Annotated in this window: 23 protein-coding genes; 12 read left to right on the forward strand and 11 right to left on the reverse strand. The window is 70.9% G+C overall.

Features of this window, described 5'->3' with window-relative positions; genetic code table 11:
- Positions 1-29 precede the first annotated feature (29 nt).
- Positions 30-2,114, forward strand: a complete 2,085-nt coding sequence (locus ACGFIO_RS07460; RefSeq protein WP_392823313.1) for a S8 family serine peptidase — start codon at positions 30-32, stop codon at positions 2,112-2,114.
- 233 nt (positions 2,115-2,347) lie between these two features.
- Here the strand turns inward: ACGFIO_RS07460 and ACGFIO_RS07465 are convergent, their stop codons facing one another.
- Complete coding sequence (locus ACGFIO_RS07465) at positions 2,348-3,442, reverse strand: AraC family transcriptional regulator (RefSeq protein ID WP_392823315.1); 1,095 nt, start codon at positions 3,440-3,442, stop codon at positions 2,348-2,350.
- An 85-nt stretch (positions 3,443-3,527) separates the two neighbouring features.
- On the opposite strand from ACGFIO_RS07465, the gene ACGFIO_RS07470 reads away from it, so the two are divergent.
- Together ACGFIO_RS07470 and ACGFIO_RS07475 are read left to right on the forward strand one after the other, a co-directional pair.
- Positions 3,528-3,815 (forward strand): DUF1330 domain-containing protein, encoded by a 288-nt coding sequence (locus ACGFIO_RS07470; protein ID WP_392823318.1) that lies wholly within the window; start codon positions 3,528-3,530, stop codon positions 3,813-3,815.
- A 10-nt stretch (positions 3,816-3,825) separates the two neighbouring features.
- A complete protein-coding gene (locus ACGFIO_RS07475) occupies positions 3,826-4,404 on the forward strand; it encodes a DUF1684 domain-containing protein (RefSeq protein WP_392823321.1) in 579 nt (192 codons plus the stop codon).
- Between the two features lie 107 nt (positions 4,405-4,511).
- Here the strand turns inward: ACGFIO_RS07475 and ACGFIO_RS07480 are convergent, their stop codons facing one another.
- Positions 4,512-6,761 carry a M4 family metallopeptidase gene (locus ACGFIO_RS07480; RefSeq protein WP_392823323.1) on the reverse strand — a complete coding sequence of 750 codons (2,250 nt, stop codon included), beginning with the start codon at positions 6,759-6,761 and terminating at the stop codon, positions 4,512-4,514.
- 127 nt (positions 6,762-6,888) lie between these two features.
- Positions 6,889-7,869, reverse strand: coding sequence for a hypothetical protein (locus ACGFIO_RS07485; RefSeq protein WP_392823324.1), 981 nt, complete (start codon positions 7,867-7,869; stop codon positions 6,889-6,891).
- Positions 7,870-8,005: 136 nt separating this feature from the next.
- On the opposite strand from ACGFIO_RS07485, the gene ACGFIO_RS07490 reads away from it, so the two are divergent.
- Both ACGFIO_RS07490 and ACGFIO_RS07495 read left to right on the forward strand, forming a co-directional pair.
- Positions 8,006-8,863, forward strand: a complete 858-nt coding sequence (locus ACGFIO_RS07490; RefSeq protein WP_392823327.1) for a helix-turn-helix transcriptional regulator — start codon at positions 8,006-8,008, stop codon at positions 8,861-8,863.
- A 28-nt stretch (positions 8,864-8,891) separates the two neighbouring features.
- A complete protein-coding gene (locus tag ACGFIO_RS07495; protein ID WP_392823329.1) occupies positions 8,892-9,215 on the forward strand; it encodes a putative quinol monooxygenase in 324 nt (107 codons plus the stop codon).
- A gap of 211 nt (positions 9,216-9,426) precedes the next feature.
- Here the strand turns inward: ACGFIO_RS07495 and ACGFIO_RS07500 are convergent, their stop codons facing one another.
- Positions 9,427-9,795: an STAS domain-containing protein gene (locus tag ACGFIO_RS07500; RefSeq protein WP_392823332.1), complete on the reverse strand. Its 369-nt coding sequence runs from the start codon at positions 9,793-9,795 to the stop codon at positions 9,427-9,429.
- Between the two features lie 257 nt (positions 9,796-10,052).
- Between ACGFIO_RS07500 and ACGFIO_RS07505 the strand changes: the two genes are divergently transcribed.
- Both ACGFIO_RS07505 and ACGFIO_RS07510 read left to right on the forward strand, forming a co-directional pair.
- Positions 10,053-10,454 (forward strand): response regulator, encoded by a 402-nt coding sequence (locus tag ACGFIO_RS07505; RefSeq protein WP_392823334.1) that lies wholly within the window; start codon positions 10,053-10,055, stop codon positions 10,452-10,454.
- A gap of 148 nt (positions 10,455-10,602) precedes the next feature.
- Complete coding sequence (locus tag ACGFIO_RS07510; protein WP_392823337.1) at positions 10,603-10,932, forward strand: hypothetical protein; 330 nt, start codon at positions 10,603-10,605, stop codon at positions 10,930-10,932.
- Here the strand turns inward: ACGFIO_RS07510 and ACGFIO_RS07515 are convergent.
- Together ACGFIO_RS07515 and ACGFIO_RS07520 are read right to left on the reverse strand one after the other, a co-directional pair.
- Entirely contained in the window at positions 10,922-11,473 is a 552-nt protein-coding gene (locus ACGFIO_RS07515) for a GNAT family N-acetyltransferase (RefSeq protein WP_392823339.1), read from the reverse strand. The genes ACGFIO_RS07510 and ACGFIO_RS07515 overlap by 11 nt on opposite strands.
- Positions 11,474-11,648: 175 nt before the next feature.
- A complete protein-coding gene (locus tag ACGFIO_RS07520; protein ID WP_392823341.1) occupies positions 11,649-13,784 on the reverse strand; it encodes a carbohydrate-binding protein in 2,136 nt (711 codons plus the stop codon).
- An 81-nt stretch (positions 13,785-13,865) separates the two neighbouring features.
- Here ACGFIO_RS07520 and ACGFIO_RS07525 point away from each other — a divergent pair, with 81 nt between their 5' ends.
- Both ACGFIO_RS07525 and ACGFIO_RS07530 read left to right on the forward strand, forming a co-directional pair.
- Entirely contained in the window at positions 13,866-14,561 is a 696-nt protein-coding gene (locus tag ACGFIO_RS07525) for a nicotinamide riboside transporter PnuC (RefSeq protein WP_392823344.1), read from the forward strand.
- A gap of 59 nt (positions 14,562-14,620) precedes the next feature.
- Positions 14,621-15,766 (forward strand): PQQ-binding-like beta-propeller repeat protein, encoded by a 1,146-nt coding sequence (locus ACGFIO_RS07530; RefSeq protein ID WP_392823346.1) that lies wholly within the window; start codon positions 14,621-14,623, stop codon positions 15,764-15,766.
- A gap of 69 nt (positions 15,767-15,835) precedes the next feature.
- Here the strand turns inward: ACGFIO_RS07530 and ACGFIO_RS07535 are convergent, their stop codons facing one another.
- Positions 15,836-16,168 carry a DoxX family protein gene (locus ACGFIO_RS07535; RefSeq protein ID WP_392823347.1) on the reverse strand — a complete coding sequence of 111 codons (333 nt, stop codon included), beginning with the start codon at positions 16,166-16,168 and terminating at the stop codon, positions 15,836-15,838.
- Between the two features lie 258 nt (positions 16,169-16,426).
- On the opposite strand from ACGFIO_RS07535, the gene ACGFIO_RS07540 reads away from it, so the two are divergent.
- Both ACGFIO_RS07540 and ACGFIO_RS07545 read left to right on the forward strand, forming a co-directional pair.
- Positions 16,427-16,846: a hypothetical protein gene (locus ACGFIO_RS07540; RefSeq protein ID WP_392823349.1), complete on the forward strand. Its 420-nt coding sequence runs from the start codon at positions 16,427-16,429 to the stop codon at positions 16,844-16,846.
- A gap of 160 nt (positions 16,847-17,006) precedes the next feature.
- Complete coding sequence (locus ACGFIO_RS07545; protein ID WP_392823351.1) at positions 17,007-19,634, forward strand: AAA family ATPase; 2,628 nt, start codon at positions 17,007-17,009, stop codon at positions 19,632-19,634.
- Here ACGFIO_RS07545 and ACGFIO_RS07550 read toward each other — a convergent pair.
- Positions 19,631-22,465 carry an ATP-binding protein gene (locus ACGFIO_RS07550; protein WP_392823352.1) on the reverse strand — a complete coding sequence of 945 codons (2,835 nt, stop codon included), beginning with the start codon at positions 22,463-22,465 and terminating at the stop codon, positions 19,631-19,633. The two genes, ACGFIO_RS07545 and ACGFIO_RS07550, sit on opposite strands and share 4 nt — an antisense overlap.
- Positions 22,466-22,822: 357 nt before the next feature.
- Here ACGFIO_RS07550 and ACGFIO_RS07555 point away from each other — a divergent pair, with 357 nt between their 5' ends.
- Positions 22,823-23,317, forward strand: a complete 495-nt coding sequence (locus ACGFIO_RS07555; protein ID WP_392823355.1) for a ricin-type beta-trefoil lectin domain protein — start codon at positions 22,823-22,825, stop codon at positions 23,315-23,317.
- A gap of 93 nt (positions 23,318-23,410) precedes the next feature.
- Here ACGFIO_RS07555 and ACGFIO_RS07560 read toward each other — a convergent pair whose 3' ends face one another.
- The 3 genes from ACGFIO_RS07560 to ACGFIO_RS07570 are packed head-to-tail and all read right to left on the reverse strand — an operon-like array spanning position 23,411 to position 25,001.
- Positions 23,411-24,370 carry an NAD(P)-dependent alcohol dehydrogenase gene (locus tag ACGFIO_RS07560; protein WP_392823357.1) on the reverse strand — a complete coding sequence of 320 codons (960 nt, stop codon included), beginning with the start codon at positions 24,368-24,370 and terminating at the stop codon, positions 23,411-23,413.
- Positions 24,367-24,603, reverse strand: a complete 237-nt coding sequence (locus ACGFIO_RS07565) for a helix-turn-helix transcriptional regulator (RefSeq protein ID WP_392823360.1) — start codon at positions 24,601-24,603, stop codon at positions 24,367-24,369. Before ACGFIO_RS07565 ends, ACGFIO_RS07560 begins: the two co-directional genes overlap by 4 nt.
- Positions 24,597-25,001 (reverse strand): hypothetical protein, encoded by a 405-nt coding sequence (locus tag ACGFIO_RS07570; protein ID WP_392823362.1) that lies wholly within the window; start codon positions 24,999-25,001, stop codon positions 24,597-24,599. Before ACGFIO_RS07570 ends, ACGFIO_RS07565 begins: the two co-directional genes overlap by 7 nt.
- Positions 25,002-25,051 lie beyond the last annotated feature (50 nt).

A 25,051-nucleotide genomic window follows, 5' to 3' on the forward strand; every position in this document is an offset into this window, starting at 1 on the left:
CACCGTCGTCTATCGAGAGCGAGGTGGGCGTGCACGCCGGATTTGCGCTGCTCTCCGTCCTCGCGGCGGGGCTGATGACCGCGCCGGCCCCGAGCCCCGAGCCGGCGGCCGCGGCCCCGTCCCGCACTGTCACGCTGATCAGTGGCGACCAGCTGCGGGTGGCGGCCGACGGGCGGACGGCGAGCCGGGTCACCGGCTCCGCGCGGTCCGGGGTGGCGCTGCTCTCCCGCTATGTCGACGGGCGCCTGTCGGTGCTGCCGATCGACGCCCTGCCGCTGCTCAACGACGACCGGCTCGACCCGCGGCTGTTCGACGTCACCGGCCTGATCGCCGCCGGCTACGACGACCGCCGGGCCGACCTGCCACTGATCGTCACCGCACCCGAGGGCTCGGCGGTGGGCGCGCGGTTCGCCGGGGCGCCGGCCCGGGAACTGGCCGCGCTCGACGGCTCGGCGGTACGCGTGACCCGGGCGCAAACCCCGGAACTGTGGACGGCGCTGCTCGGCGGCACCGTCGCCTACCGCAAGGTGTGGCTGGACGGGCTGGCCCAACCACAGAGCGACGTGAGCATCCCGCTGGTCGGCGCGCCGGCCGCCTGGGCCGAGGGGCTGACCGGCGGTGGCGTCCGGGTCGCGGTACTGGACAGCGGCATCGACGTCGACCATCCCGACCTGGCCGGAGCGGTGGCCGAAACGGCCGACTTCACCGGTGCCGGCGTCGACGGCACCGTCGACCGGACCGGACACGGCACACATGTCGCGTCGATCATCGCGGGGTCGGGGGCGGCGTCGGCCGGCCGCTACCGCGGTATGGCACCGGACGCCAAGCTCTACAGCGCGACCGTGTGCACGGCGGGCGGCTGTCCCGAATCGGCCATCCTCGACGGCATGTCGTGGGCGGTGCGTGACCGCGGGGCCAAAGTGGTCAACCTGAGCCTGGGCGAACCGGACACACCCGGCACCGATCTCCTCGAGGAGGCCGTGGACAAGCTGACCGCGGCGTACGGGGCATTGTTCGTGGCCGCCGCGGGCAACGGCGGCCAGGTGCTGTCGCCCGCGGCGGCGCCCGCCGCCCTGTCGGTCGGTGCCTCCACCGAGGAGGACGAGCTGGTCCGCGGCACCGCCGGCCGGGTCGACATCGTGGCCCCCGGGGTCGACATCACCGCCGCCCGGTCCGGTGAGTCGGCGCTGCCCGGGTCGGCGTACACCACTCTCAGCGGCACCTCCACCGCCGCGCCGCACGTGGCCGGCGCCGCCGCCCTGCTCGCGCAACAGCATCCGGAATGGACTCCCGCACAGCTCGCGGCCGCGCTGATCGACTCGGCCACCCGGCTGGCGGGCGGCCCCGGCCGGCTCGACGTGGCCAAGGCCATCGCCGCGACCTCCCTCCCGCCCGTCGTGACCGGCCTGGCCGCGTGGCCGCCGGCGCGAAGCACGCTGGCGGTCGACTTCCGCGACCGCACCGGGGTGGCGACCCGGCGGGTGCTGGCGTCGGCGTCGGACGGCCGCCGTTTCGTCGACCTGTCCCGCGGCGGGATCGTGGCCGTGCCGGCCGGCCGGTGGACCGTGAACGCGGCGATCGCCGAGGCGGACGGCGCGGTGACGCTGATCCGGCGTACGGGCGTGGCGGTCACCCGGTCCGGGCGGCTGACGCTGGACGCCCGCACGGGCGAGCCGGCCACGATGCCGCCGCCCCGGCCGGACGCCGCCCAGACGTACGCGATGGCCGGGCTGGCCGACCCGGGGCTGAGCGTGCAGGCGGCGAGCTTCACCCAGATCTTCGCGGCGGCGGACGGCCCGGTCACCGCGGCCGCGCGCTGGGCCGCCGCCGACGCCGAGTGGACGTTCCGGTCGGCGACGCTGCCCGTGCGGACCGAGCCGGTGCGCTTCGACCGGCGGCCCGGCGGGGCGGTCGCGTTCACGTCGCCGTTCGCGGAGAGGTTCGCGCTCGAGGTCTCGTACGACAATGGCGAAACCTGGCGGCGCCCGTTGTTCACGCGCGTCGGCGATCGGGGGGTCGCCTATCTGCGCCCGCCGCCCGGTGCCCCCGTGTCCGTGCGGGCCACCTCAGGCGACGGCCACGGCAACGAGGTCCGGCAGACCCTGCCCGGCTGAGTCCCTTTCGGCGTGACGTGGCCTGGGTGCGGCTGGGTACGGCCCGCTGCGGCTGGGTGCGGGGTTGGGGCGGGCTTCAGGCGGCGGGGTTGCCACGTCGCGGTGTTTGCCGCCGGTTCCGCATCGCGTCCGTTCCGCCGGTGGTAGCCCGTGGCGGCATATCGGTCCCGGATACCGCCCCGGGCCTACCACTGTCAGTTCTAGTGGTAGGGCCGGGCGGCGTGCGGGCGGGGCTACCACTGGGTTGGGCGCTCGCGGTCGGCGGTGGTCGGGGTGCGGCGGAAAAGGCCGGCGGGCATGCCGAACTCGCGCTTGAACGCGTGGGCGAAGGCGAACTCGGAGCCGTACCCGATCTCACCGGCTATCGCCGCGAGCGGGGCGTCGGTCTGGCGCAGACGCCGGGCGGCGATGGTGAGCCGCCACCACGCGACGTAGCGCAGCGGCGACAGGCCCAGCGTGTCGGTGAAGCGCCGGTTGAAGGTGCTGCGCGACAAGCCGGCCAGCGCCGCCATCCGCTGGACGGTCCAGGGCTCGGCCGGCGCCTCGTGCACGCGCTGGAGCACCTTCACGATGGCGGGATCGCCGCCGGAGACGTCCAGGGCGTGCCGGTCGGTCCACCGCCGCAGGATCCACACCAGCAGCAGGTCGAGCACCGCGGCCCGGATGGCCCGGTCACCGGCCCGATCGTCACGGCGATCGCCGGCCCAGTCGCCGGCCCAGTCGCCAAGGCGGTCGCCAGCCCGGATGGTCCGGTCGCCAGCCCAGTCGCCGGGGCGGTCGCCGGCCCGAGTGGCCCGGTCGCCGGGCGAGTCGCCAAGGCGGTCGCCGGCCCGGACGGCCCGGTCGCCGGGGCGGTCCCAGTCGATGAGGTCGATTGCGCTGCGCCAGGCGTCAGCGCCGTCGTTGCCGCCGCAAAGACCGTCGCGGGGCAGGAGCACGTGATCGGGCATCGCGTCGAGCAGCGGCTGGACCGATCGCCGGCGCAGCTCGTACGCACCGCACAGTATCTCCACGACCGGCCCGCCGCCGGTGCCGTCGCCCAGGTCGGGGCCGTCGGCGTGCTCGTCGGGCAGCGCCCGGAAGTCGGGGAAGGGCCGGTTCCCGAGCGCATGCACCGTGCCCCGCGGCAGGAACAGGACGTCGCCGGGGGTGAGTGCCACGGGCGGCCCGGACGCCGGGGAGAACCAGCAGCCGCCCTCGACGATCAAGTGGAAGCCGGCGCCGTGGTATGGCCCGAACCGGTTGCCCCAGTGCCCGGTGCGCCGGGTCCGTCGGAAGAACGCGTCGCCCTCCCGCAGCGTCATGATCACCTGGCTGAGCACATCCACCCGGCCACGATAGTGATCCGGCCGCGCATGAAGTCCGGCCGCGCGCGCATGGCCCGGCCGGTCTTCCCTCCTTAGCGTTGTGGGCATGCCCGCATATGTCGTCATCGATCTGAAGGTCACCGACCCGGAGGGGTTCGGCCGGTACGCGAAGGAGGCGGCCGAGGTTCTGGCCCGGTTCGGCGGCCGCAACCTCCTGGTCGACTTGAAGCCCATTGTGCTGGAGGGACCGTGGCAGCCGGCCGGCCTGGTGATCCAGGAGTTCCCGGACGCCGCGACCGTGGACCGGTGGTACCGCTCGCCCGAGTATCAGCGCCTCACTGAGCTGCGGCAGCGGTCCTCCGAGGCGACCATGGTGGCCGGCGCGTCCGGGTAGCGTGGGCCCGGTGGACGCACTGGACCTGGCCGGCTTCCGTGCCGCCGTCGCACGCATGTATCTGGCCGAGACCGACGTCCGGGGCTGGCGCGCCGCCCGCGACGAACTGTTCCGTGACCATCCGCAGTCGCCGATCCCCCGGGACGCGTCGTTCGACGGGCTCAACTACTTCCCGCCGGACGACGCGGCCGTGGTCGAGGCGGTGGTCGAGCCGGCCGGCGGCGAGATCGAGATCGACACCGGCGGGCCCGACGGTGTGTGCCGGTACACCCGCGTCGGTGTTCTCGACACGCCGTTCGGCGAGCTGTCGCTGTGGTGGCTGGCGGCCTACGGCGGCGGCCTGTTCCTGCCGGTTCGCGACGCCACGTGCGGCCCGGAGTCGTACGGCGGCGGCCGCTATCTCACCGACACGGTCAAGGGCACGCACGGCCGCGGGGTGGTCCCGCTCGATGCCGACCGTGTCCGGCTCGACTTCAACTACCTCTACAACCCGAGCTGCGCGTACGACGACCAGTGGCTCTGCCCCCTCGCCCCGCCGGAGAACACGGTGCGGGCCGAGATCCGGGCCGGCGAACTGAGGTACCACTGATCCCTTGGACCTGCGGCCGGCCGACGATCCGACGTGGTTCCCGCCCGGGGCCAAACACCGGTACACCCGCCCCTGAAGGATCTCAGGGGCGGGTGTACCGGATCGGGTCAGAGGGTCAGGCCCCAGCTGTTCAGTGTGCCGGTGTCCAGGGAGGCCGCGTCCTGCACCCGGAGCTTCCAGGCGCCGGTGGCGGTCTCGCCGCTCAGGTTGACGGTGTAGGTCTTGACGATGTTGTCGGCGCTGCCACCCTCCCGGTTGTGCAGGACGTAGGCGGTGCCGTCCGGCGCGATCAGGCTGACCACCAGGTCACCGATCCAGGTGTGGGTGATGTTGACGCTGACCGTGCTGGCCGACGACGGCGTCGCCTCGCAGCCGCTGATCACGATCGTGCTCTCGACCGTGGCGTTGTCGTTGATCGGCAGGTTGGCCGCGGTGGTGCTGTCGCAGCCGGGCAGGCCGTTGACGGTCAAGGTCAGGCTCACCGTACGGGCGACCGACGGCGACGTGGCCACCAGCGTGATCGGGTAGCTGCCGGAGCCGAGCGTGTCGCTGGTCGTGATGGTGGCCGTGGTCGCGCCGCCGGCGGTGACCGAGGCCGGGTCGAACGCGACCGAGACGCCGGCCGGCAGCCCGCTGGCCGAGAAGGTGACCTCCTCGGGGTCGCCGGCGATGACCGTGGTGCTCACCGTGGTGGTGGCCGAGTCGCCCGGGTCGACCGTGAGGGCGGTCGGGGACGCGGCGGCGGTGAAGTTGTTGGCCACGCAGTTGTCGTTGTCGGAGCCGGCCACGTTGACCGCGTTCCACGCCGACTGCACGGCCTTGTACTCGGTGCCGCACAGGCCGTAGAGGTCGGCCGCCGCGGAGAGCGAGTGGGCCCGGGCGGTGTTGGCCGGCGTGGTCGTGTTGATGTAGCCGGTGTTCGAGACGAAGTAGGTGTCGAGCGCGCGGAACCAGATCTTCTCGGCCTTGTCCCGGCCGATGCCGGTCACCGGGGCGGCCGAGCCGCAGACCGGGGAGGTGCCGTACGCGGTGGCGCCGGTGCCCTCGGCCAGGTCGAAGAAGAAGTGGTTGGCCACACCCGAGGAGTAGTGCACGTCGACGTTCTTGGTCGAGGTCGACCAGCAGCTGTGCGAGGTGCCGTCGAGCGACGGGTTGTACATGTAGCGCAGCGGCTCGCCGGTACCGAAGATGTCGATCTTCTCGCCGATGTCGTAGTCACCCGCGTCCACGGCGTTGTCCGCGTAGAACTCGACCATGGAACCGAAGATGTCGCTGGTGGCCTCGTTCAGGCCGCCGGACTCGCCGGAGTAGGTGAGGCCGCCGGGCACCACGTTCTCGGTGACGCCGTGCGACATCTCGTGGCCGGACACGTCCAGCGCCACCAGGGGGCGGGCGTTGCCCTCGCCGTCGCCGTAGGTCATCTGGGCGCCGTCCCAGAACGCGTTCACGTACGCGCTGCCGTAGTGCACCCGGGACGGCACGCCGGTGCCGTTGCCGAAGATGCCGTTGCGGCCGTGCACGTTGGTGAAGTAGTCGAACGTCTTGGCCGCGCCGTAGTGCGCGTCCACCGCGGCCGAGGCCCGGTCGCTGTTGGCGCCGGTGCCCCAGACGTTGTCCGGGTCGGTGAAGGTGGCGCAGGTGCCCGAGGTGCGGTTGCCCATGTCGCAGGTCCGCCCGTCGCCGTGCGAGGGGTCGACCAGCGAGTACGACGAACCAGACTGCGTCGCGTCGACGTCCACGGCCCCGGTGTAGATGCCGTTGCCGGTGCCGACGACCTGCTCGATCTCGTCGTAGGAGCCGATCGCTTTGCCGGTCTTGGCATCGACGATGACGTGCAGCTTGGACGGCGTCTGCCCGTCCGGGGCCCAGCCGGTGACGACTGTCTCCCAGGCCAGTTGCCCGCCGCCGCTGCTCGCGTCGACGAACAGTTCCGGCGTACCGGTCGAGGTCGCCTTGCCCTTGAACGTCTTCGTGGCGGCGGCGCGAGCCTTGGCTTGGGCGTAACCCGGGGTGGTGTCCAGGCTCAGCGGCGCGGCCAGGCCGGCCGAGGCGCCCGCGAACGAACCGTCCTTCCTGGTCCGGACAACGATGTCACCGCCGTACACGCGGAGGCCGTCGTACTTGCGTGTGTAGCGGACGACACCGAGGCCGGTGCTGTCGGTCTTGCTGCTGTAGACCGTGAACGCGTCCTTGGCCGAGGCGCGGACGGCCGCGCTGTGGGCTTTGAGGGCGGTGCCGGCCGCGACGAGCGGGGACGGTGCCGGGGCGGGTGGTGCGGCGGACGCGCTCACGGCGGTGACCGCGAGTCCGGATCCGGTCAGCAGGGTGATGCCGACCAGGGCGAGAGCCGATTTCAAGCTGATCTCCCCACAGAGAAGGTGAGACTTCCTCGATAACGGACATCATGGAAGGTTCAACGTTCATGGGGAAGAGATCGAAGCCTATGAATTTAATTTTTATGTTTCCCAGGGGTTTCTCCGCTGGTCAGCGCCAGACGGTGGCATGGTCACGAACCGCGCCGGCCAAGGTCCCTTTCTCGTTCAGCGAGAAGACACCCGCCGATCGGCCGTCGGTGACCGTCCGGCCGCCCTTGATCAGAACCGCCCGGCCGTTGACCGAACCGGCGATCCAGCCCCGCTCGTTGACGTCGCTCATCGACCCGGCGAGCTCGGTGCGCCGGCCCGCCCGCCAGCGGAACGAGCCGCCACTGTGGTTGGACCCGACCACCAGACCGTCGTCGTTGACGGCGACGGCGCCACCCGGGCCCAGATCGGTCATCCGACCGTCACGCCACAGGAACGCGTGCGAGACACCGGCCGCGGTCTGGCTGGTGCCTACGATCCAGCCCCGCTCGTTGATGTCCGCCGGCACCGACTCGAGTCCGCCGAGCGTACCCAGATCGGTGGTTGTGCCCTTGTCCCAGAGAAAGCCGCGCCGGCCGGTCCGCAGGTTGCGCACGCCGATCACCTGGGTCCGGTTGTTGATGCCGGAGGCACTGCGCCCGGTCCCGACCACGACGAGCTTGTTCCTCGCCCACAGAAAGCCGTTCGAGCCGGTGAGCGTCTGCAGATCACCGACCACTTCGTCGCGGTCGTTGACGGCCAGCGCGATGCCGGCCGGGGCCAGCTCGAGCGGCTTGCCGTGCCGCCACAGACACGGCCGGACGTCGATCGGCCCCGCCTGGCTGAAGCCGACCACGACGCCGTGCTCGTTGATGTCGCGAGCCAGTGTCGCGTACCCGCCGGGTAGTGGCCGCAGCTCGGTGCGTCGCCCGTCCCGCCACACGAACGCGCGCGGCGGCTGGATCTCGTCGTCGGTCACCACTGTCGCGGTCAGGATCACCTCGTCCCGGCCGTTGACATCGGTGGCCACGCTGTCGGTGAAACCGCCGGGATGGATGTCGGTCGCGGCCAGCGGCGAAGCGGCCTGTACGGCGATCAGCAACGTGCTCAAAATTGCCTTCATGGTCTGATCAACGGCGTCAGGTCGCCGACGTGGCGGATCGCGCACAGCAGCGCGGTGGCCAGCTCAACCGCACCGCCATCCGCGTACCACCCTCTCCGGGCAGAACACCTGGGGCGTGGGGTGCGAGGCTGGGCGGGTGGTTGTGGCATCGACGAGCGCCTGGCCGGCGCGGCAGAGGGAACTGGCCGACTTCTTGCGCCGTCGCCGGGACGGCTTGTCGCCGGGGCGGGCCGGGCTGCCGGACGACCCGCGGCGGCGGACACCGGGGTTGCGCCGCGACGAGGTGGCCCGGATGGCCAACATGTCGGAGAACTACTACGAACGCCTGGAGCGCGGACGCGGCCCGCAGCCGTCGGCCACCATCCTCGCCGGTCTGGTCCGGGCGCTGCGGCTCGGGCCGGACGAAAGCGACTACCTCCATCATCTGGTCGGACACGCCGCTCCGGCCGCACCGTCCCCCGACGACCGGCCCGACGCCGAGCTGCTGCCGGTGCTGAACGCCCTCGACGCGGCGTCGCCGGCGTTCATCTGCACCGAGATCGCGACCGTGGTGACGCAGAACGAACTCCACGGCGCGCTGTTCGGGGACCTCGCCGGTCTGGCCGGGCTGGAACGCAACCTGATCTGGCGCTGGTTCCGCGGCCCACACGGGTGCCCGGAACCAGCCGCCGAGGCGACCGGGCGGACGTACGTGGCCGATCTGCGCGCGGTCCTGGCCCGGCACCACCGCGACCAGGCCGCGGCCACGCTGGTGGCGACGCTGCGGGCGAACAGCGCCGAGTTCCGCCGGATGTGGGACGAGCACCGCGTGTCGGCACCGAGCTGTCCGACCGTGACCGTCGCCGACGAGCGGGTGGGCCTGCTCGAGTTCGCCTGCACCGTGGCGGTCAGCCCGCGATCCGGGCAGCGACTGGTCGTCTTCCGGGCCGTTCCGGGCACCCCCACGACGGCGCGGCTGGCCCGGCTCCGCCTCGGATCGACGGTCAGTGGCTGAGTAGGCCGGCGGAACCGATCATGGACGCATGTCACCGCACCGCGGCCCGGCCGCTGTCACCATGGTCGTCCGTTTCTCCGTCGACCCGGACCGTCAGGACGACCTGATCGCCGCGCTCGACGCGACCGGTGCGGTGATGCGCCGCCGGCCCGGGTTCCTCGGTTCGGCCTGTTACGCCGGCACGGACGGCGCCCACGTGGTCAACATCTCGCACTGGGCCAGCCAGGCCGACCTGGAAGCGGCCCGCGCCGACCCGGCCGGAACCGTGCTGGCCCAGCGGATGTTCGACATCGCCACCCCGGACCCGGTCCACTGCGTGCTGCGCTCCACCCTCGAGCCGCCCGCGGCCTGACGCCGGGCCTCCTCCGTTCGCCCGCGGCCGGCCGCGGCCCGCGCGGTTCGCTCAATGCCAATACCGAGGTGCACGGGCCGGAAGAGGCCCAAGTAATCGAGGCCTGACAATTGCGCGGCCGGGCCGTAGGGAATTTGGTGAGACGCTCTCGCCACCGATTTCCGCCGGCAATGGTTGAATTCGCATCTCACCCGGCTTTCCGAAGTTGACATCACTCGCTCGGATCATCGCCGATCTCGAATATTTCGTCCACGCCGCCGAGCCGCATGATTTGGTGAACGATCGGAGACGGGTTGCGCAGGGTGAGGTGTGCGCCTCGGTCTGCGACGGTGGTGCGTGCGTCGAGTAAAGCGGTGATACCCGCGGCGCTGAAGAAGCACACCTCCGACAGATCGAGCGTCAAGGTCAACGGTGACATGCGGTCGAGCGTGGCGGCGATCTCTTCGGCCAACGCCGGCACTGTCGCCATGTCGAGCTCGCCCGCGACCGTGATCACGACTACGGGGCCTTGCTTTCTGACGCCAAGATCGAGTTGCGGATCAGGCGTTCGCGAATAGTTGGACCCTGGTCGACCCGGCACAATCCTTTCCCTCGAATCTTCGTCGCGATTCTTGGCCTGGCGCGGCTGCGCGTTCTCTCGAACAAACCTTAGTACGACTTCCCTGGCTCTCCTATCCGGGACCAAAGTCCCGAAGTTAAGGACTTTGGTCCCGAATCGTCGGGACTTTGGTCCCGACCCGCGCTGCCTCCGGGTGCTAATCGATTGCCATTACCACCGATTACGGCACGGTGGTACAGGCTCAGTCAGGGTGCCTACTGACTATGAGGGAGTTCGCTATGACCACGATCCTCATTGCCGAAGACGAGGACGACATCCGCGAGGTGTTACGACGCCTGTTCGCTCGGGCCGGGTTCACCGTCCAGACCGCGCCCGACGGGCGCGCCGCGCTGGAGCTGGCCCGCCGGCACCCACCGGACATCGTGCTCACCGACCTCGACATGCCGTTCCTCGACGGGCTGCAACTGTGCGAGGCCATCCGCCAGGACGCCGCCCTCACCGCTGTCCCCGTGGCCATCCTGAGCGGGGGTCTGCGACCCGGCGACCCGCGTATCGCCGGCGCACACGTCTGCGGTGTGCTGCTCAAACCGTTCGCCGGCCAGGACCTGGTCACCGCCGTACGCCACCTCGCCCGCACCGGGCGCCACCCGAACCACTCTCCTTGCTCGGCAACCGCTTGACGCCTCACCCGAGACCTCACCCGGACGATCGCTGTGCCGGCCGACGGGGCGACCCCGATCGTGACGCACGGCAGCGGAAGTGGGACGGTTCGGGCGGCGGTGTTCCACTTGCGGGGGCGGTGGCGCGGGCGGGGCTTACCGTCGCGGTATGCGTACCCGGAGTCAGCTTCTCGCCCGCGGTGTCGGCCGGTTCAACGGCTGTGTGCTGCGCTGGCGGGCGGCCAGCCCGGCCCTCCGGCGGCGGCTGACGGTGGTCAGCTACACGGGGCGGCGGTCGGGCCGGACGTTCAGCACGCCGGTGGCCTATCGGCTGGTCGAGGGCGGGGCGGTGATCGAGGTGTCGCTTCCGGAGCGTAAGACGTGGTGGCGCAACTTCACCGGGGACGGCGGGCCGATCACCGTGCTCGAGCGGCGCGGGCACGCCACGGCCGAGCGGGCCGGCCGGCGGGTGCGGGTGACCGTGCGGTTCACCGACTGACCGGTCGCCACTCGGTGGCCAGGACGGCCCAGATCTCGGTGTCGTGGTGCACGTCCCGATAGAAGTACGCGTCGCGCAGGGTGCCCTCCAGCCGCAGGCCGAGGCGCCGGGCGACCGCGCTGCTGGCCTCGTTGTCGGTGCGGCACTTCCAGTAGCCGCGGTGCCAGCCGCGCTCGTCGAAGGCGTAGTCGAGCAGCCGCCCGACCGCGCGGGTGACCAGGCCGCGGCCGGCGGCGGCCGGTTCCAGCCAGCAGCCGATCTCGAACTGGCCGGCGTCGAGCTCGACGTTGAACAGCATGACGCCGCCGGACAGGGTGCCGTCGAGCCAGATGCCGAAGATGCGCCCCTCGTCGCGGGCCTGCTGGTCGGCCCAGCGCTGCAGGGTGGCGCGGGCCGAGTCGAGGTCGGTGCTGCGGGTCGCCCACGGGATCCACGGGTCGACGAAGTCGCGGGCCCGGTCGATGTGGGTCAGGAACTCCTCCGCCTGCCACGGCTCGAGGGGGCGCAGCTGCGCCCCCTCGCCGAGATCTACTGCGTACACAATGCGGAGCTTAAGGCGTGTGCCCTGACCCGGCCAGGACTGCGGCGTGGTCCAGAGCGCCTGACGGCGTCCGGGAGACACCGACTACAACACCGGTATGACGGCGTCTCCCGAGCGACGCCAGCCACACTCTGGACCTCGCCTCGCATGTAGCCGGGTCATGAGACACGCCTTATTACAAAGTCAGCCGCAGATAGTCGAGGTTGAACCCGCCGGTCTGGCACAGGACGGTCACCAGCTGGTCGCCGGCCGGCAGGGTGACCGGCACGTGCACCGACCGGTAGGCGGCCCAGCCACCGGTGTCCGGTACCGAGACGACCGCGTCCCCGAACCTGATCGCGTCGGGGGCGGCCGCGCCGGAACCGTTGGCCACGCGCAGTTCCAGGTCGTAGGTTCCGGCGGTGGCCAGGTTGACCCGGTACGACAGCCAGTTGCCGGGCGCCGTCCAGCCCACGTTCCGGCCGCCGCTGGCCGAGGCGGTGCTCTCGATGAAGTTGGCGCCGCCCTCGGTCCAGCCGTGCTGGGCGGTGTACGCCTCGGCCTCGACAACCGCGCCGGCCGGTGCTCCCGCGGGGTTGACGGTCAGCCGCACCGTGACGTCCTTGCTCCTGACGCCGTCGGTCGCGGTGACGGTGAACTCGCGGACGCCGGGGGTGGTGGGCCGGACGGTCAGCGTGGAGCCGTCGATGGTCACGTCGCCGGGCAGGTCGGCGCCGTAGAACGAGGCGGGCCGGTTGGTGTGCAGCGGGATGGTCACGGTGCTCCACTGGTCGGCGGTGACCGGCGGGACCGCGGCGAAGGACAGCGGACCCGAGGCGGCGGGTACGGACGCGCGCCAGCGGTAGGTGGCCCACGCCCCGGCCGGCACCGTCACCGTGAACGACCGGCCGGCCAGGGTCAGGCGTACCGGCGTGGCCGTGCTGTTGCTGTTGCCGAGGACGGCCACGAACTGGTTGCCGTCGCGGAACACCACGTTGCTGACCCCGGCGGCGGGCGCGCTGGAGGCCACGCGCACGTGCCGCGGCGTCAGGTAGCGGGCGAACTGGCCGAGTTGGTACAGCTCGTCGCGTACCGTGAAGGTCTTGGTCTCGGTGTTGACCTTGACCATCCGGTCGGGCCACTTGGTGGTCCGGCCGACCTCGTCCCAGTCGACGTCGTTGTCGCGCTTGTCGGTCCAGTGCAGCGTGCCGCCGTCCTGGTCGGTGGTCTGCGCCCAGAGGATGTACGAGCTGGCGTCGAGCCGGAAGTAGCTGCTGACCGTGGCCGGGCTGAGGTCGCTGGTCTCGGTCATGTGCACCGGCATCTTGAACTCCCGGCGCGCGTCGCGCATCACCGCCGGGTCGCCCCAGTACGGGTGGAACGCGATGCCGTCGGCCGCCCGGCGTACCCGAGGGTCGTTGAAGATCCGGTGGTAGTTCTTGGTCTCGGTGCTGTTCGGGTCGCGCCAGTCCCAGAAGTTGAAGTCGTGCACGTAGAGCCCGGTGTCCAGCCCGGCGGCGGCGACCGAACGTCGCACGGCCAGCGCGAGCTTCTGCTGCTGCTCCCAGCTGATGTCCATGGCCGGATAGACGACGTCCATGCCGGGCTCGTTGAGCAGGGTCAGCGTGTCGATGTGGATGCCCTGCGCGGCGTACGCCCGCAGATACTCGACGTAGTACCGCGCGAACACGTCGATGCAGTCGTCGCGCAGCTTGCCGACCTGATAGTGCGCGGTGTCGCTGCCCGGGACGAGCGCGACCTCGCCGGTGAACCGGTTGTTGGTCTTCATCCAGGCGGGCGCGCTCCACGCCGAGGCGAAGAAGGTGGCGTCCGGGTTGACCCGCTGGATCGCCTTGACCGTGGCCACGATCTTGAGGTCGATGTCCCGCTTGATCGAGAAGTACTTCAGGCCGAAGTCCGACGTCACCCCGGCCGGCAGCTCGTCGTAGGACCAGAACGGCAGGTGCTCGATCAGGTCGGGGCTGCCGATGGTCAGCCGGAACCGGTCGAAGCCGGCCCCGCTCGCCGGATCCGCCAGCAGCCGGATGGCCCGGTTGCGTTCGGCCGGCGCGAGCTTCCACAGGTTGGACACGCTGGTCTCATCGAGAGAGAAACCCATTCCCGTGTACGCCTGGGAAGCACGCGACGGATCGATGACGACGGTGGTGCCGGCCGGACCGTTCGAGGCCCGGGGCGCGGTCGTCCAGTGGTGTCCCGACGAGTCGGAATAGGTCCCCGCGACGGCGGGGGCCGGTGCGGCTGACGCGGGGCCGGCCGACGACGCCAGCCCCAGCGTCAGCGCGACGATGACTGACGTCAATGTTCGCCTCATAGGCAGACACCTTAAACAAAGCTGTGACGTGTGGCCGGAAACTCATCGCGCCGATTTAGTTGCGGTGTCAGACTTCCGCTCATGGACTGGCTCGACGCCTTCTACCACGCGACCTGGCAGGTCACCGACACGCAGTCGATCTACTGGCGCGAGATCGTCGGCAACGTCTTCGGCCTCGGCTCGGCCCTGTTCGGACTGCGTCGCAGCGTCTGGGCCTGGCCGGTCGGTATCGTCGGCAACGTTCTGCTGTTCACGGTGTTCATGGGCCAGGCGGTCGGCAACGACCAGGGCACCCCGCTCTACGGCCAGGCCTCCCGGCAGGTGTTCTTCCTGATCACCAGCGTGTACGGGTGGTGGCGCTGGCGGCAGAACCGGCGCACCGCCGACGGCGTGGCCGTCACCCCGGCCTGGGCGTCGGCCCGGCAGCGGGTGGCGCTGGTGAGCGTCGCCCTGGTCGCCGTGGCCGGCTGCTTCTTCGCGTTCCGGGCGATCGGCGCCGGCTTCCCGGTGCCGTGGTGGTACTACCTGGCCGACTCCTGGATCTTCGTCGGCTCGATGCTGGCCACCTACGCCATGGCCCGGGGCTGGGTCGAGTTCTGGCTCTGCTGGATCGCGGTCGACCTGGTCGGCGTGCCCGAGCTGCTCCACTTCGGCTACTACCCCTCGGCCCTGCTGTACGCGTTCTACGCCGCGTTCGTGATCTGGGGCTTCGTGGTCTGGCTGCGGATCTCGCAACGCGTGACGGTGGTCCCGCCTCGCCTGGAAGCGGTCGGCTGAACGGCCATAATTCGGGCTTTCCGGCGTACCCGCCGCCTTGGTTCTAGATCATCTTGCGCATGCGAACCAGAACTTCTGTCCTTGCCGCGTGCCTGCTCGCGAGTCTCGCGTTCACCGCTCCGGCCCAGGCGGCCGTCCCCGACCTGTGGGCCCAGGACGGCTACGGGCCCGGTCACACCGGATACAACCCGAACGAGTCGGTGATCAACACCGGCACGATCGCCAAGCTCAAGCAGCGCTGGACGGTCAAGGCCACGCTGGAGCCGGAAGGCTGCTGGCCCACCCCGCAGCCGCCGCTGGTCCAGAACGGCAAGATGTTCCTGCTCGACCAGGGCAAGGTCTCCGGGTACGACAACGAGACCGGCAAGAAGCTGTGGACCGCCACCACGGCCTACCTCGACGCCCACGCCATCACCGTGGCCGGCGGCCTGGTCCTCGCCACCGAGGTCAACTGCTTCTCGAACAGCAACTACGACACCAACGTGGTCGCCATCAACCCCAACACCGGCAAGCTGGTCTGGGGCGAACTGCAGGGCTACAGCATCAACACGTCGGTCGCCGACGCCGGCGTCTTCGTGGTCTCCGGCTACTGCGGCATCTGCGACGACGAAGAGTACGGGACGACCGCGTTCCGGATCTCCGACGGCAAGCAGCTGTGGAGCCGGATCAATTACGTCCTGGCCGGCCCGGTCGCCGCGAACGGCCGCATCGTGCTGCGCGACACGGAGGTGCCGCAGAGCCGGGTCGTCGACATCAAGACCGGCGGTGACGTCGCCGGTGGCGGGGTCTGGCTGGCCGCCGCGGCCAACCCCGCCGGCGACCAGTTCTACCTCTACAACACGTCCGGCATGGGCGCCTTCGACGCGAAGACCATGAAGGCCAAGTGGACGGTCAAGAAGGAGTCGGGCGCCCTGGTGTCGGACGGCAAGCGCGTCTTCGTGGCGTCGGCCAACCGGATCAACGCCTACAACGCGGCCACCGGCAAGCTCTACTGGACCCGGGCCATGGCCAACCCGAACAACCTGATCCGGGCGGGCGGCCTGCTCTATGCCCTGTCCGGCAAGAACCTCCAGATCCTGTCCCCGGTCACCGGAAAACCTATCGTCTCCGGCGCCGGCTACGGCAACCTGACCGACCACGTCGTGGCGGCCGGGGGTCGCCTCTACACGACGAGCGGCGCGACCGTCCGGGCGTACACACCCTGATCCTGTCCTTCTCCGCGGCCGGCCCTGCTCCCAAGGGCCGGCCCCTTTTTTCGCATGTGTACGGCCCTTTCACATGTGTAGGACCAGAGTGGCGACCGCCGTGCCGAAGAAGACCGCCCACCCGGCCAGCTTGCGCGACCCGACCCGCAGATGAGCGACCAGCGCCAACACGAAGTAGAGCACCAGCCCCGCCGCCGCGACCGTGCCGACCCAGGGCACGACGAACCCGGCGAGCAGCCCGAGCGACCCGGCCGCGAGGATGCCACCGAGCATCGGCATCCACGACCGCGGCAGCCGCTTCATGTCGAGCTGAGCCTTCGGGTACGCATGCCCGACGAGATAACTGACCGCGGCGATCCCGGTGAAGACCGCCGCCACAACCGTGACGACCGCAACCAACATGCCTTCACGACGAGCCGCCGCCCTCAGATGTGACGTCCCTGCGGCAAGCCCGCGAAAGGCGAGTCTGTGCCGCACGGCGACCAAGTCCCGCCGGTACGCGGCCCTGATGGGCTTGGCCTGACCGGTGCAGAAATGCGGCCGATACGTGCCTAGCCCCGCACGTAGGTGAACATCGCCGACGCGAGTGCCGAAGCGGCGATGCGACCGTGAATCCGATCCTGGACGGGCCCAGCGATCCCTTAGCGTAGGAGACAGTCAATGTCCATTGTTGACGCCCCATTGGCTGGCGGCTCCGCTCGCCGACTCGATTACTTCGGTCGCGGGCTGATGGCTCTGCTGTCGCTTTCGACCGTGTACGCGTTCATCGATGGTCTTCGGCTTGTGGCCGCGGCTGACGACGACCGTCTCTGGGTGGAGTTCTGGCGTACGACCGCATACCTGGTCTTCGTCGGACTGTTCGCCATGCTCGCCATCGCCCCACGGACTCGGTGGGGAATCTGGGAACTCGTATTCGGCCAGAAGTTGGCGGTCACCATCTTCGGACTGCTGCATTTCGGCGTGAACGAGGCCCGCCGAGACGCCACAACCGACCTCGTCCTGGTGATCGTGACCGCGATCGCCTACTTCCTTTGCCGAGGCTGGTACACATGGCGGTCCCAAGCCACCGCCCCTGAATAGACGCCGTCGACTACCTGGGTGCCCGAACCCGGGCACGGCGGTCGACCGGGCGCCCCGCACCGTCGACGACGGGTCGGTACGCGCATTCGGAGCCGCGGCGGTGGGCCCGGTTGTACTGATGACGTCCGCGACGACGTGGTCGATGACCTAATCTCTCGGCATGCCACTGATGGGTCGACACGCCGAGACCCGCCGCATCGACGAGTTGATCGGCGCCGCGCGGACCGGCCGGGGCGGGGTGCTCGTTCTGCGCGGCGAGGCCGGCATCGGCAAGAGCGCGCTGCTCGACCATGCCCGGCGGTCCGCACCCGGCTTCCGGATTGTCGAGGCGTCCGGGTCGGAGTTCGAGACCGAGCTGCCATTCGCCGCGCTGCACCAGTTGTGCGTACCGATGCTCGGCCGGCTCGCCGAGCTGCCGGCACCGCATCGCGACGCCCTCCGGATCGCTTTCGGCCTGGTCACCGGCGCGCCCGACCCCTTCCGCATCGGCCTGGCCACCCTGGAGCTGATGTCCGCGGCCGGCGGGCAGCCACTGCTGTGCGTGGTCGACGACGCGCACTGGCTGGACGCGGCCTCGTCGCGAGCGCTGGCCTTCCTCGCACGGCGGGTGTCCGCCGAACCGGTCGCGATGCTCTTCGCGGTCCGCGAGGCCGGCGTGCTCGACGAGTTGCCCGGCCTGCCGGTTGGCGGGCTGAGCGACGCTGACGCGCGGGCCCTGCTGACGGTCGACGGGCCCCTCGACGAACAGGTCCGCGAGCGGATCGTGGCCGAGGCGCGTGGCAACCCGCTGGGCCTGCTCGAACTGCCCCGGGCCGGCGGTTTCGCGTCGCCCGGCCCGGCGGTGCCGACCCGGATCGAACGCGGATTCCAGGCCCGGCTGGACGGTCAGCCGGACGACGTACGGCTGCTGCTCACTCTGGCCGGCGCCGACCCGACCGGCAACCCGGGCCTGCTCTGGCCGGCCGCCCGGCGACTGGGGCTGGACGGTCCGGCGACCAGCAGGGCCGCGACCGCCACCGGGCTGGTCGAGTTCGCCACCCGGGTCCGCTTCTGCCATCCGCTAGCCCGGTCGGCGGTTTACCGGGCCGCGACTGTGGACGATCGCCAAGCCGTTCACCGGGCGCTCGCCGAGGTCACCGACCCGATCGCGGACCCCGACCGGCGGGCCTGGCACCGCGCCGAGGCCGTCGGCGGCCCCGACGACGACGTCGCCGCCGACTTGGCCCGGTCTGCGCACCGCGCCCAGTCGCGCGGCGGCATGGCGGCCGCGGCGGCCTTCTTCGAACGCGCGGCAGCCCTGTCGCTGGACGCCGGGCCGCGCTTCGAGCACACCGTCGCCGCGGCGCAGGCCCACCTCGACGCGGGCCGTGCCGAGACGGCGGCCGGGCTTCTCACCACCGTCGAGGACAGCGCCCTGACCGAGGTCCAGCGGGCCCGGGTCGAGCTGCTACGGGGACGGATCGCGTTCGTCCGCCGCGGCGACAACGACGGCCCGGCGTTCATGCTGCGGGCCGCCCAGCGTCTCGCGCCGATCGACCCGAACTGGTCCCGTACGACTTTCCTGGACGCGCTCGAGATGAGCCTGGCCGTGGGGCGGGCCGCCGGGCTGATGGACGTCGTCCTGGCCGCGGCGCCGGCGACCGGCGACGGCGACGTTCTCGACGCCCTGAGCCTGCTGGCCAAGGAGGGACACCGGACTATCGCCCCGCTGCTGCGCGAGGTGTTACACACTCCTCTGTGGACGACCCGGCCGGCGCTGGCCGTCATGCTCGCCGGTGAGCTGTGGGATCCGCACGCGTACGCCTCGATCGTCGACTGGCTGCTCACCACCGGCCGGGAGCAGGGCTCGCCGTTCGTTCTCGGGCTCGGCCTCGCCCAGTTGACCTCGCTGTCGGTGCTGACCGGCGACCTCGGCCGGGCGATCGCCGCGATCGCCGAGGAGGAGGCGATCGCCGATGCGATCGGCGCGCCCCCGAAGTTGTACCCCCGGCTCCAACTGGCCGCGCTGCGCGGCCGCCGCGACGAGGCGTTGGCGCTGTTCCGTACGGCCACGGCGGCGGCCACCGAGCACGGCGCCGGGCAGCTGATCGCCAACGTGCACCTGTCGGCGGCCATCCTGCACAACGGTCTGGGCGACTATCCGGCCGCGCTGGCGGCGGCCCGGCAGGCCGCCGAGCCCGGCGATCTCTCACTGGCCGGCTTCGCACTGCCCGAGCTGGTGGAAGCCGCGGTCCGGTCCGGCAAACCCACTGCCGCCCGGACCGCACTGGCGGCGCTGACCGAACGCGCTGATGGGAGTGGTACCAACACCGGGCTGGGCGTCGCCGCGTACGCGAGAGGCCTCGTCACCGGCCGGGAGGAGGACTACCGCGAGGCGGTCGACCGGCTCACGGACAGCCCGCTGGTGCCCTACCGCGCCCGCGCCCACCTGCTGTATGGCGAGTGGCTACGCCGCGAGGGCCGCCGGCGCGACTGCCGGCCGCAGCTGCGCACCGCCCACGAGCTGATGTCGGCGTCCGGCATGGAAGCGTTCACCCGGCGCGCCGCCAGCGAACTGCGGGCAACGGGCGAGACCGCCCGGAGCCGCACCGGGCACACCTACGACCAGCTCACGATGCAGGAGATGTCGATCGCGCGCCTGGTGGCCACCGGGGCGACGTCCAATGAGGTGGCGGCCCGCCTCTTCCTCAGCCCGCGGACAGTCGACGCCCACCTGCGCAACATTTTCCGCAAGCTGGGCATCACGTCCCGCCGCCAGTTACGTGACCAGCCCGACCTCGGAGGCTAGCGGCGGGCAGGATCAGCCGGCCGGCTGTGGCTGCCAGAATCATGCTGGTCCCCGCGGCGCCGACCAGCTCCGGCGTCATGCTGCGGTTCGCTCACCCCGGCCTGGTCGTCCGGCGGCCGACCTCGGTCGAGGTAGGTCAGGTGCGCCTGGATCGTCGCGACGGTGGCTTCCTCATCGTCGGTTCCCTCGACGCCGGTGCGGGTGAGGATGTGCAGAGCGTGTTGCCAGTGCTTACGGGCTTGTTCGCGCTGGTCAAGTGCGTAGTGGGCGTGGCCGAGGCCGTCGTGTGCGCGGGCCTCATCTACGGGTTGGTCCAATTCGTTCACGCCTGCCAGGGCGAGCGCCTGATCAAGGTGGGCCACGGCTGCATCCGGGTCGCCGACGGCCTGTCGTAGTCGGCCTAGTCCATGCAGGGCCTCGAACTCGTAGTTGCGGTCACCGGTGGCCCGAGCCAGCTCGAGGGCCTGTTGATAGCCGTGCGTGGCCTGCTCGTACCGGCCCTGCAGGCGGCCGACGTGGCCCAGGCTGGTCAGCGCGGACAGCTCACCAACGCGGTAGCCGACGGCCCGCGCGATCCGCAACGCCTCTCGATGGTATTCGGCAGCCTGCGCGTACCGGCCCTGCCGGCGGTGGATGAGGCCGAGGCCGTTCAGCGCGGCCAGCTGACTGACGCTGTGGCTGGTGGCCCGGGCCATCCGCAACGCCTGCTCGAAAGAGTCGGCGGCCTGCGCGTAGCGGCCCTGCGCCCAGTGGAGTCGGCCGAGGCCGATCAGGGCGTCCAGCTCACCGATGCGGTGACCGGCGGCCCGGGCCATCCGCAACGCCTGCTCGAAAGAGTCGGCGGCCTGCGCGTAGCGGCCCTGCATCCAATGGAGTCGGCCGAGGCCGATCAGGGCGTCCAGCTCACCGATGCAGTGGCCGGTGGCCTGCGCGATCCGCAACGCCTGTTCGAGGTGCTCGGCGGCTTGCGTGTACCGGCCCTGTAGCCGGTGGAGGTGGCCGAGGCGGGTCAGCGCTTCCAACTCACCGGCGCGCCGGCTGGTGGCGCGGGCCGTGGTGAGGGCCTGGTGGTGGAGGGTTTCGGCGTCCTGGTAGCGGCCGCGGCAGCGCAGGTGCCAGTGCAGGATGGTCGCCAGGTACAGAACATCCTCAGACCGGCTGTGCTCGGCGGTGTGTCGGGCAGCAGCCAGCAGGTTGGTCAGCTCGTCGTCCAACCAGCCCAGCGCCGCTGCCGGGTCGTGCAAGTCGGGGCCGCGGATACTCGTCAGCGACACCTCATAGTGGCGTTCGCGCTCGTAGGGGTAGGCGGTGTCCACCGCGAGCGCGGCAGTATGCCGGTAGTAGTCGAGCATCCGATTCAACGCCGCGCGCCTGGCGGGCTGGGCCTGGTCGCGGGCTGCGGTCTGCGCGGCGTGAGCGCGAACGAGGTCGTGGAACCGGTACCGGCCGGGTCTCGGTTCCTGCAGCAGGTGGACATCGAGGAGCTGGCCGAGGACCCGGCCGGCCCGGTCCACGGTGGAGTCGAGCAAGGCGCCGGCCGCGTATTCGTCGAAGTCGGGACCGGGATGCACGCCCAGCAGTCGGTACGCGTGCTGCTGCTCGGGGCTTAGATGCTCGTAGGACAGGTCCAGGGCGGCGGTCACGCTGCGCTCGCCGGCCTCCAATTCGGTCAACCGTTGTCGCTGGTCGCCCAATCGCGCCACCAGGTGGGACAGGCCCCAGGCGGGGTGCGAACGCAACCGCGCGGCGGCGACGCGGATTGCCAGTGGCAGTCGGCCGCACAGCTCGACCAGCTCGACCAGCAGGTCCGGCGGTTGACCGACGAGACGCTCCGCACCCGAGGCGTGCAGCAGGAGGGTCACAGCGTCGGGACGGGACAGCGTGTCAAGCGACAGCGTGTGAGTACGGTCCAGGCCGGCCAGCCGGCACCGACTGGTGATCAGGACCAGGCAACCCGGGCCGCCGGGCAGCAGTGGCGTCACCTGGCTTTCCGCGGCGGCATTGTCCAGCACGATCAGTGTCCGCTGGTCGGCGAGCCGGGTACGGTACAGCGCGGCGCGCTCCTCCAGGCTGGTCGGGATCTGTGTCCCGGGAAAGCCGAGAACGCGTAGCAGGTGGTCGAGCGCCTCGCCCGGCTCACGGGGCGCCATCCCCGGCGTGTGGCCGCGGAGATCGATGAAAAGCTGCCCATCCGGGTAGCGGTCGGCGACCAGTTGGGCCGCGTGGACGGCGAAGGCCGTCTTACCCACCCCGGCGGTTCCCGAGATCATCGCGATCACCACCGCCGTGGGCGGGCCGTCGTCCGTCACGGGAGGCAGCGCGGTGAGACGGTCGAGCTCGGCGGTCCGGCCGGTGAAGTCGCTGATGCCCGCAGGAAGCTGCTGGGGAACCGGGGCATCCGGGCCGAGCCCGGATGACGCGCTGAGGGCCGTGGCAGCGGACAGGGGTTGTCGGTGCGACTCCCGGCCCGCCTGGCCGGTAGGAGGCGGGCCGGTCCGCCGGCCCCGTTCCCGGACGTCGGCGTCTTCCCACATCCGGCGCCACTGGGGCAGCAGGCGGTCGATATCGGCCTCCCGGCCGGCATGGCGTAGGCACCCGGTCACGTAGCCGCGGGTCGTCTCCCAGGTAGGGAAGCGGCGCCCGCTCGCCGCCTCGGACAGCGAGCCCGAGCAGCAGTGGGCGAACCGGCTCAGGGCGCGGTACGGCGGCTGGCCGCACTCGCGCCGCAGGTCACGCAGCCGCGTGGCGAAGCCGAAGCGGTACGCCGGCAGCGCGGCGTCCAGAATGCCCTCGCGACGCCCTCGCCGCGGGGCGTCCCGATTCACATCCATTCGACTCCCCGCTGAAACTGATCAACCTCGATATTACTGCGGATCGTGCCTGCCGCTGTCGCCTGAATGTCAGTTTTGTTCGCCGCTGTCCGTGAACATTGCGCTGGCCAGCGCGAACACGCCCGTTGTTCGACCTCGTCCGGCGGCCCTTGCCGGGGCCGCTCGCCGCCGAACAGTGTGGTCCCGCAACCACCGCGCCGAGGAAGACCGACCGCGAACACGTTTCCCGTAGACGGAGCGGCCCGGACGGGTCGACGGACACGAACGCGGCCAGAAGGTTGACCAACGTGCAGGTGAGACCGCTTCAACCAACGGGAGGAAACCCCAATGCGCAGGACAATGCTGACACTTGTCGGCGTGACGGTCGTACTGGCGGCAACGCTGGCCACACCCGCCGCCGCGTCGGTCTCCGGCTTCAGCGCAACCGCTGGCCAGGTGACCAACGGCTCTACCGTGGCGGACAAGACCGACAGGGCATCGGCGGCCACCACGGAGACGTACAAGAACCTGGCGACACGCCTGTGCCTGGACAGCAACAAGTCCAAGCACGCCTACACCAACCCGTGCAGTTCCCGCAACAAGTACCAGAACTGGACTGTCATCCGGCACGGCAGCACTCGGTTGTTCAGGAACGTGGCGACACGCCTGTGCCTGGACAGCAACAAGTCCAAGCACGCCTACACCAACCCGTGCAGTTCCCGCAACAAGTACCAGAACTGGACTGTCATCCGGCACGGCAGCACTCGGTTGTTCAGGAACGTGGCGACACGCCTGTGCCTGGACAGCAACAAGTCCAAGCACGTCTACACGAACCCGTGCACCCGCAACAACAAGTTCCAGAACTGGCACTGACCCCTCCTTCCGCGGGTGTCGCCGACCAGCGACACCCGCGGCAGCGTCCCCCGTCCCCCTCGGGGTGGTGCTGAACCTTCGACAGGCTCCCGCCTAGGGCGTGATCACGTACTTGCCCTGGGCCTGGCCCTCCATCAGCCGGCGCAGGGCCTCGGCGGTGCCGGCGAGGGGGAACGTCCGTTCCACCCGCGGGGTCAGCGTGCCGGCTTCGAGCAGGGCCGCCAGCTCGGCCAGGTCGGCCCGGTTCTCCAGGGCCAGCACGGGACGCAGGCGCTGGGTGGTGAACAGGTTGACCAGGTTGGCGCGCAGCGAGCGGGTGGTCGCGCCGCCGAGCCAGCGGCCGCTGTCCTCGCCGCCGATCAGGACCAGGGTGCCGCGGGGGGTCAGGAGCTTGCGCAAGGACGGCAGGCCGCGCAGGCCGGCCAGGTCGAAGACCGCGTCGTAGCCGGTGCCGAGCGGGGTGACCCGGTAGTCGATCACCGTGGCCGCGCCCAGGGAGCGGACCAGGGCCGCCTTGGACGCGCTGCACGCGCCGGTCACCGACACGCCGCGGGCGGCGAGGATTTGGACCAGCATGGTGCCGATGCCGCCGCCGGCCCCGATCACGAGCGCGCGCTGCCCGGGCGTGAGGGCGGCCTTGGCCACGGCTCGCAGCGCCGTGTAGCCGGAGGTGGGCGTGGCCGCGGCGACCGTGGCCGGCACGTTCGCCGGCCGCTGGACCAGGAGGCCGGCCTTGGCCACGGCGTACTCGGCGAAGGATCCGTCGGCGACGCCGAAGACCTCGTCGCCCTCGGTCAGGCCGGTGACGCCCGGTCCGGTCTCGACCACCGTGCCGGCCACATCACGGCCCCGGACGACCGCGCGCGGGCGGGATGGACCGAACGCCAGGCGGGCGGCCAGCGGCAGCCCGGCCATGAGGTGCCACTGGCCGGGGTCGACGCCGGCCGCCGCCACCCGCAGCAGCACCTGGCCGGGGCCGGGCGCGGGGCGCGGCACCTCCTCGTGGTGCAGCACCTCGTACGACCCGTACCGATGCTGCGTGATCGCTTTCATGAGCCCTCCCGGGGCGAATCCGACGGGTATTGAAAGACCTGTTCGAGCGGGACCTGGAAGATCCGGGCCATCTGGAACGCCACCTCCAGCGACGGGGAGTATTTCCCCTGCTCGATGGCGATCACGGTCTGCCGGGTCACGCCGAGGCGCTCGGCCAGCTCGGCCTGGGTCATCTCGCCGTGGGCGAAGCGCAGCGCGCGGATCGAGTTGGTGATCCGGGTGGGTTTCACCACGGGTGGAACCCCCGGCGGTAGGCGAACAGCTGGGCGGTGGACTGGAGCACGGCGGAGAGTACGAAGCCCGCGTACAGGGTGTTGGCGATCCAGAAGTACGGGGCCTCGGTCAGCGACAGGGCGAGCGCCACGACCGCGCCGATGACCAGCATCGACTGCCCGATCGCCTGCCCGAACCGGGCGATCTCGCGGTCGCGCTGGTCCTTCTGGTTCGCGTCCTCGCGCCAGATCGCCGTGGCCGCGATGTGCAGCACGATGCCGGCCAGGATGGCGGCGCCGACCGTCCACGGCATCGCCACCCGGTAACTCACGCCGCCGGCGACCGCGATCCAGTAGGCCGCGTAGCCGAGCACCGCGACGCCGCCGAGGATCCAGACCCGTCTTTCTTCCGCTCCCATGTCAAAAATTCTATACATGATGTCAAGGATGATGGACATGGTTCGCGACA

The organism is Actinoplanes sp. NPDC049265 (assembly GCF_043197135.1).
In the GTDB taxonomy this organism is placed as follows: domain Bacteria; phylum Actinomycetota; class Actinomycetes; order Mycobacteriales; family Micromonosporaceae; genus Actinoplanes.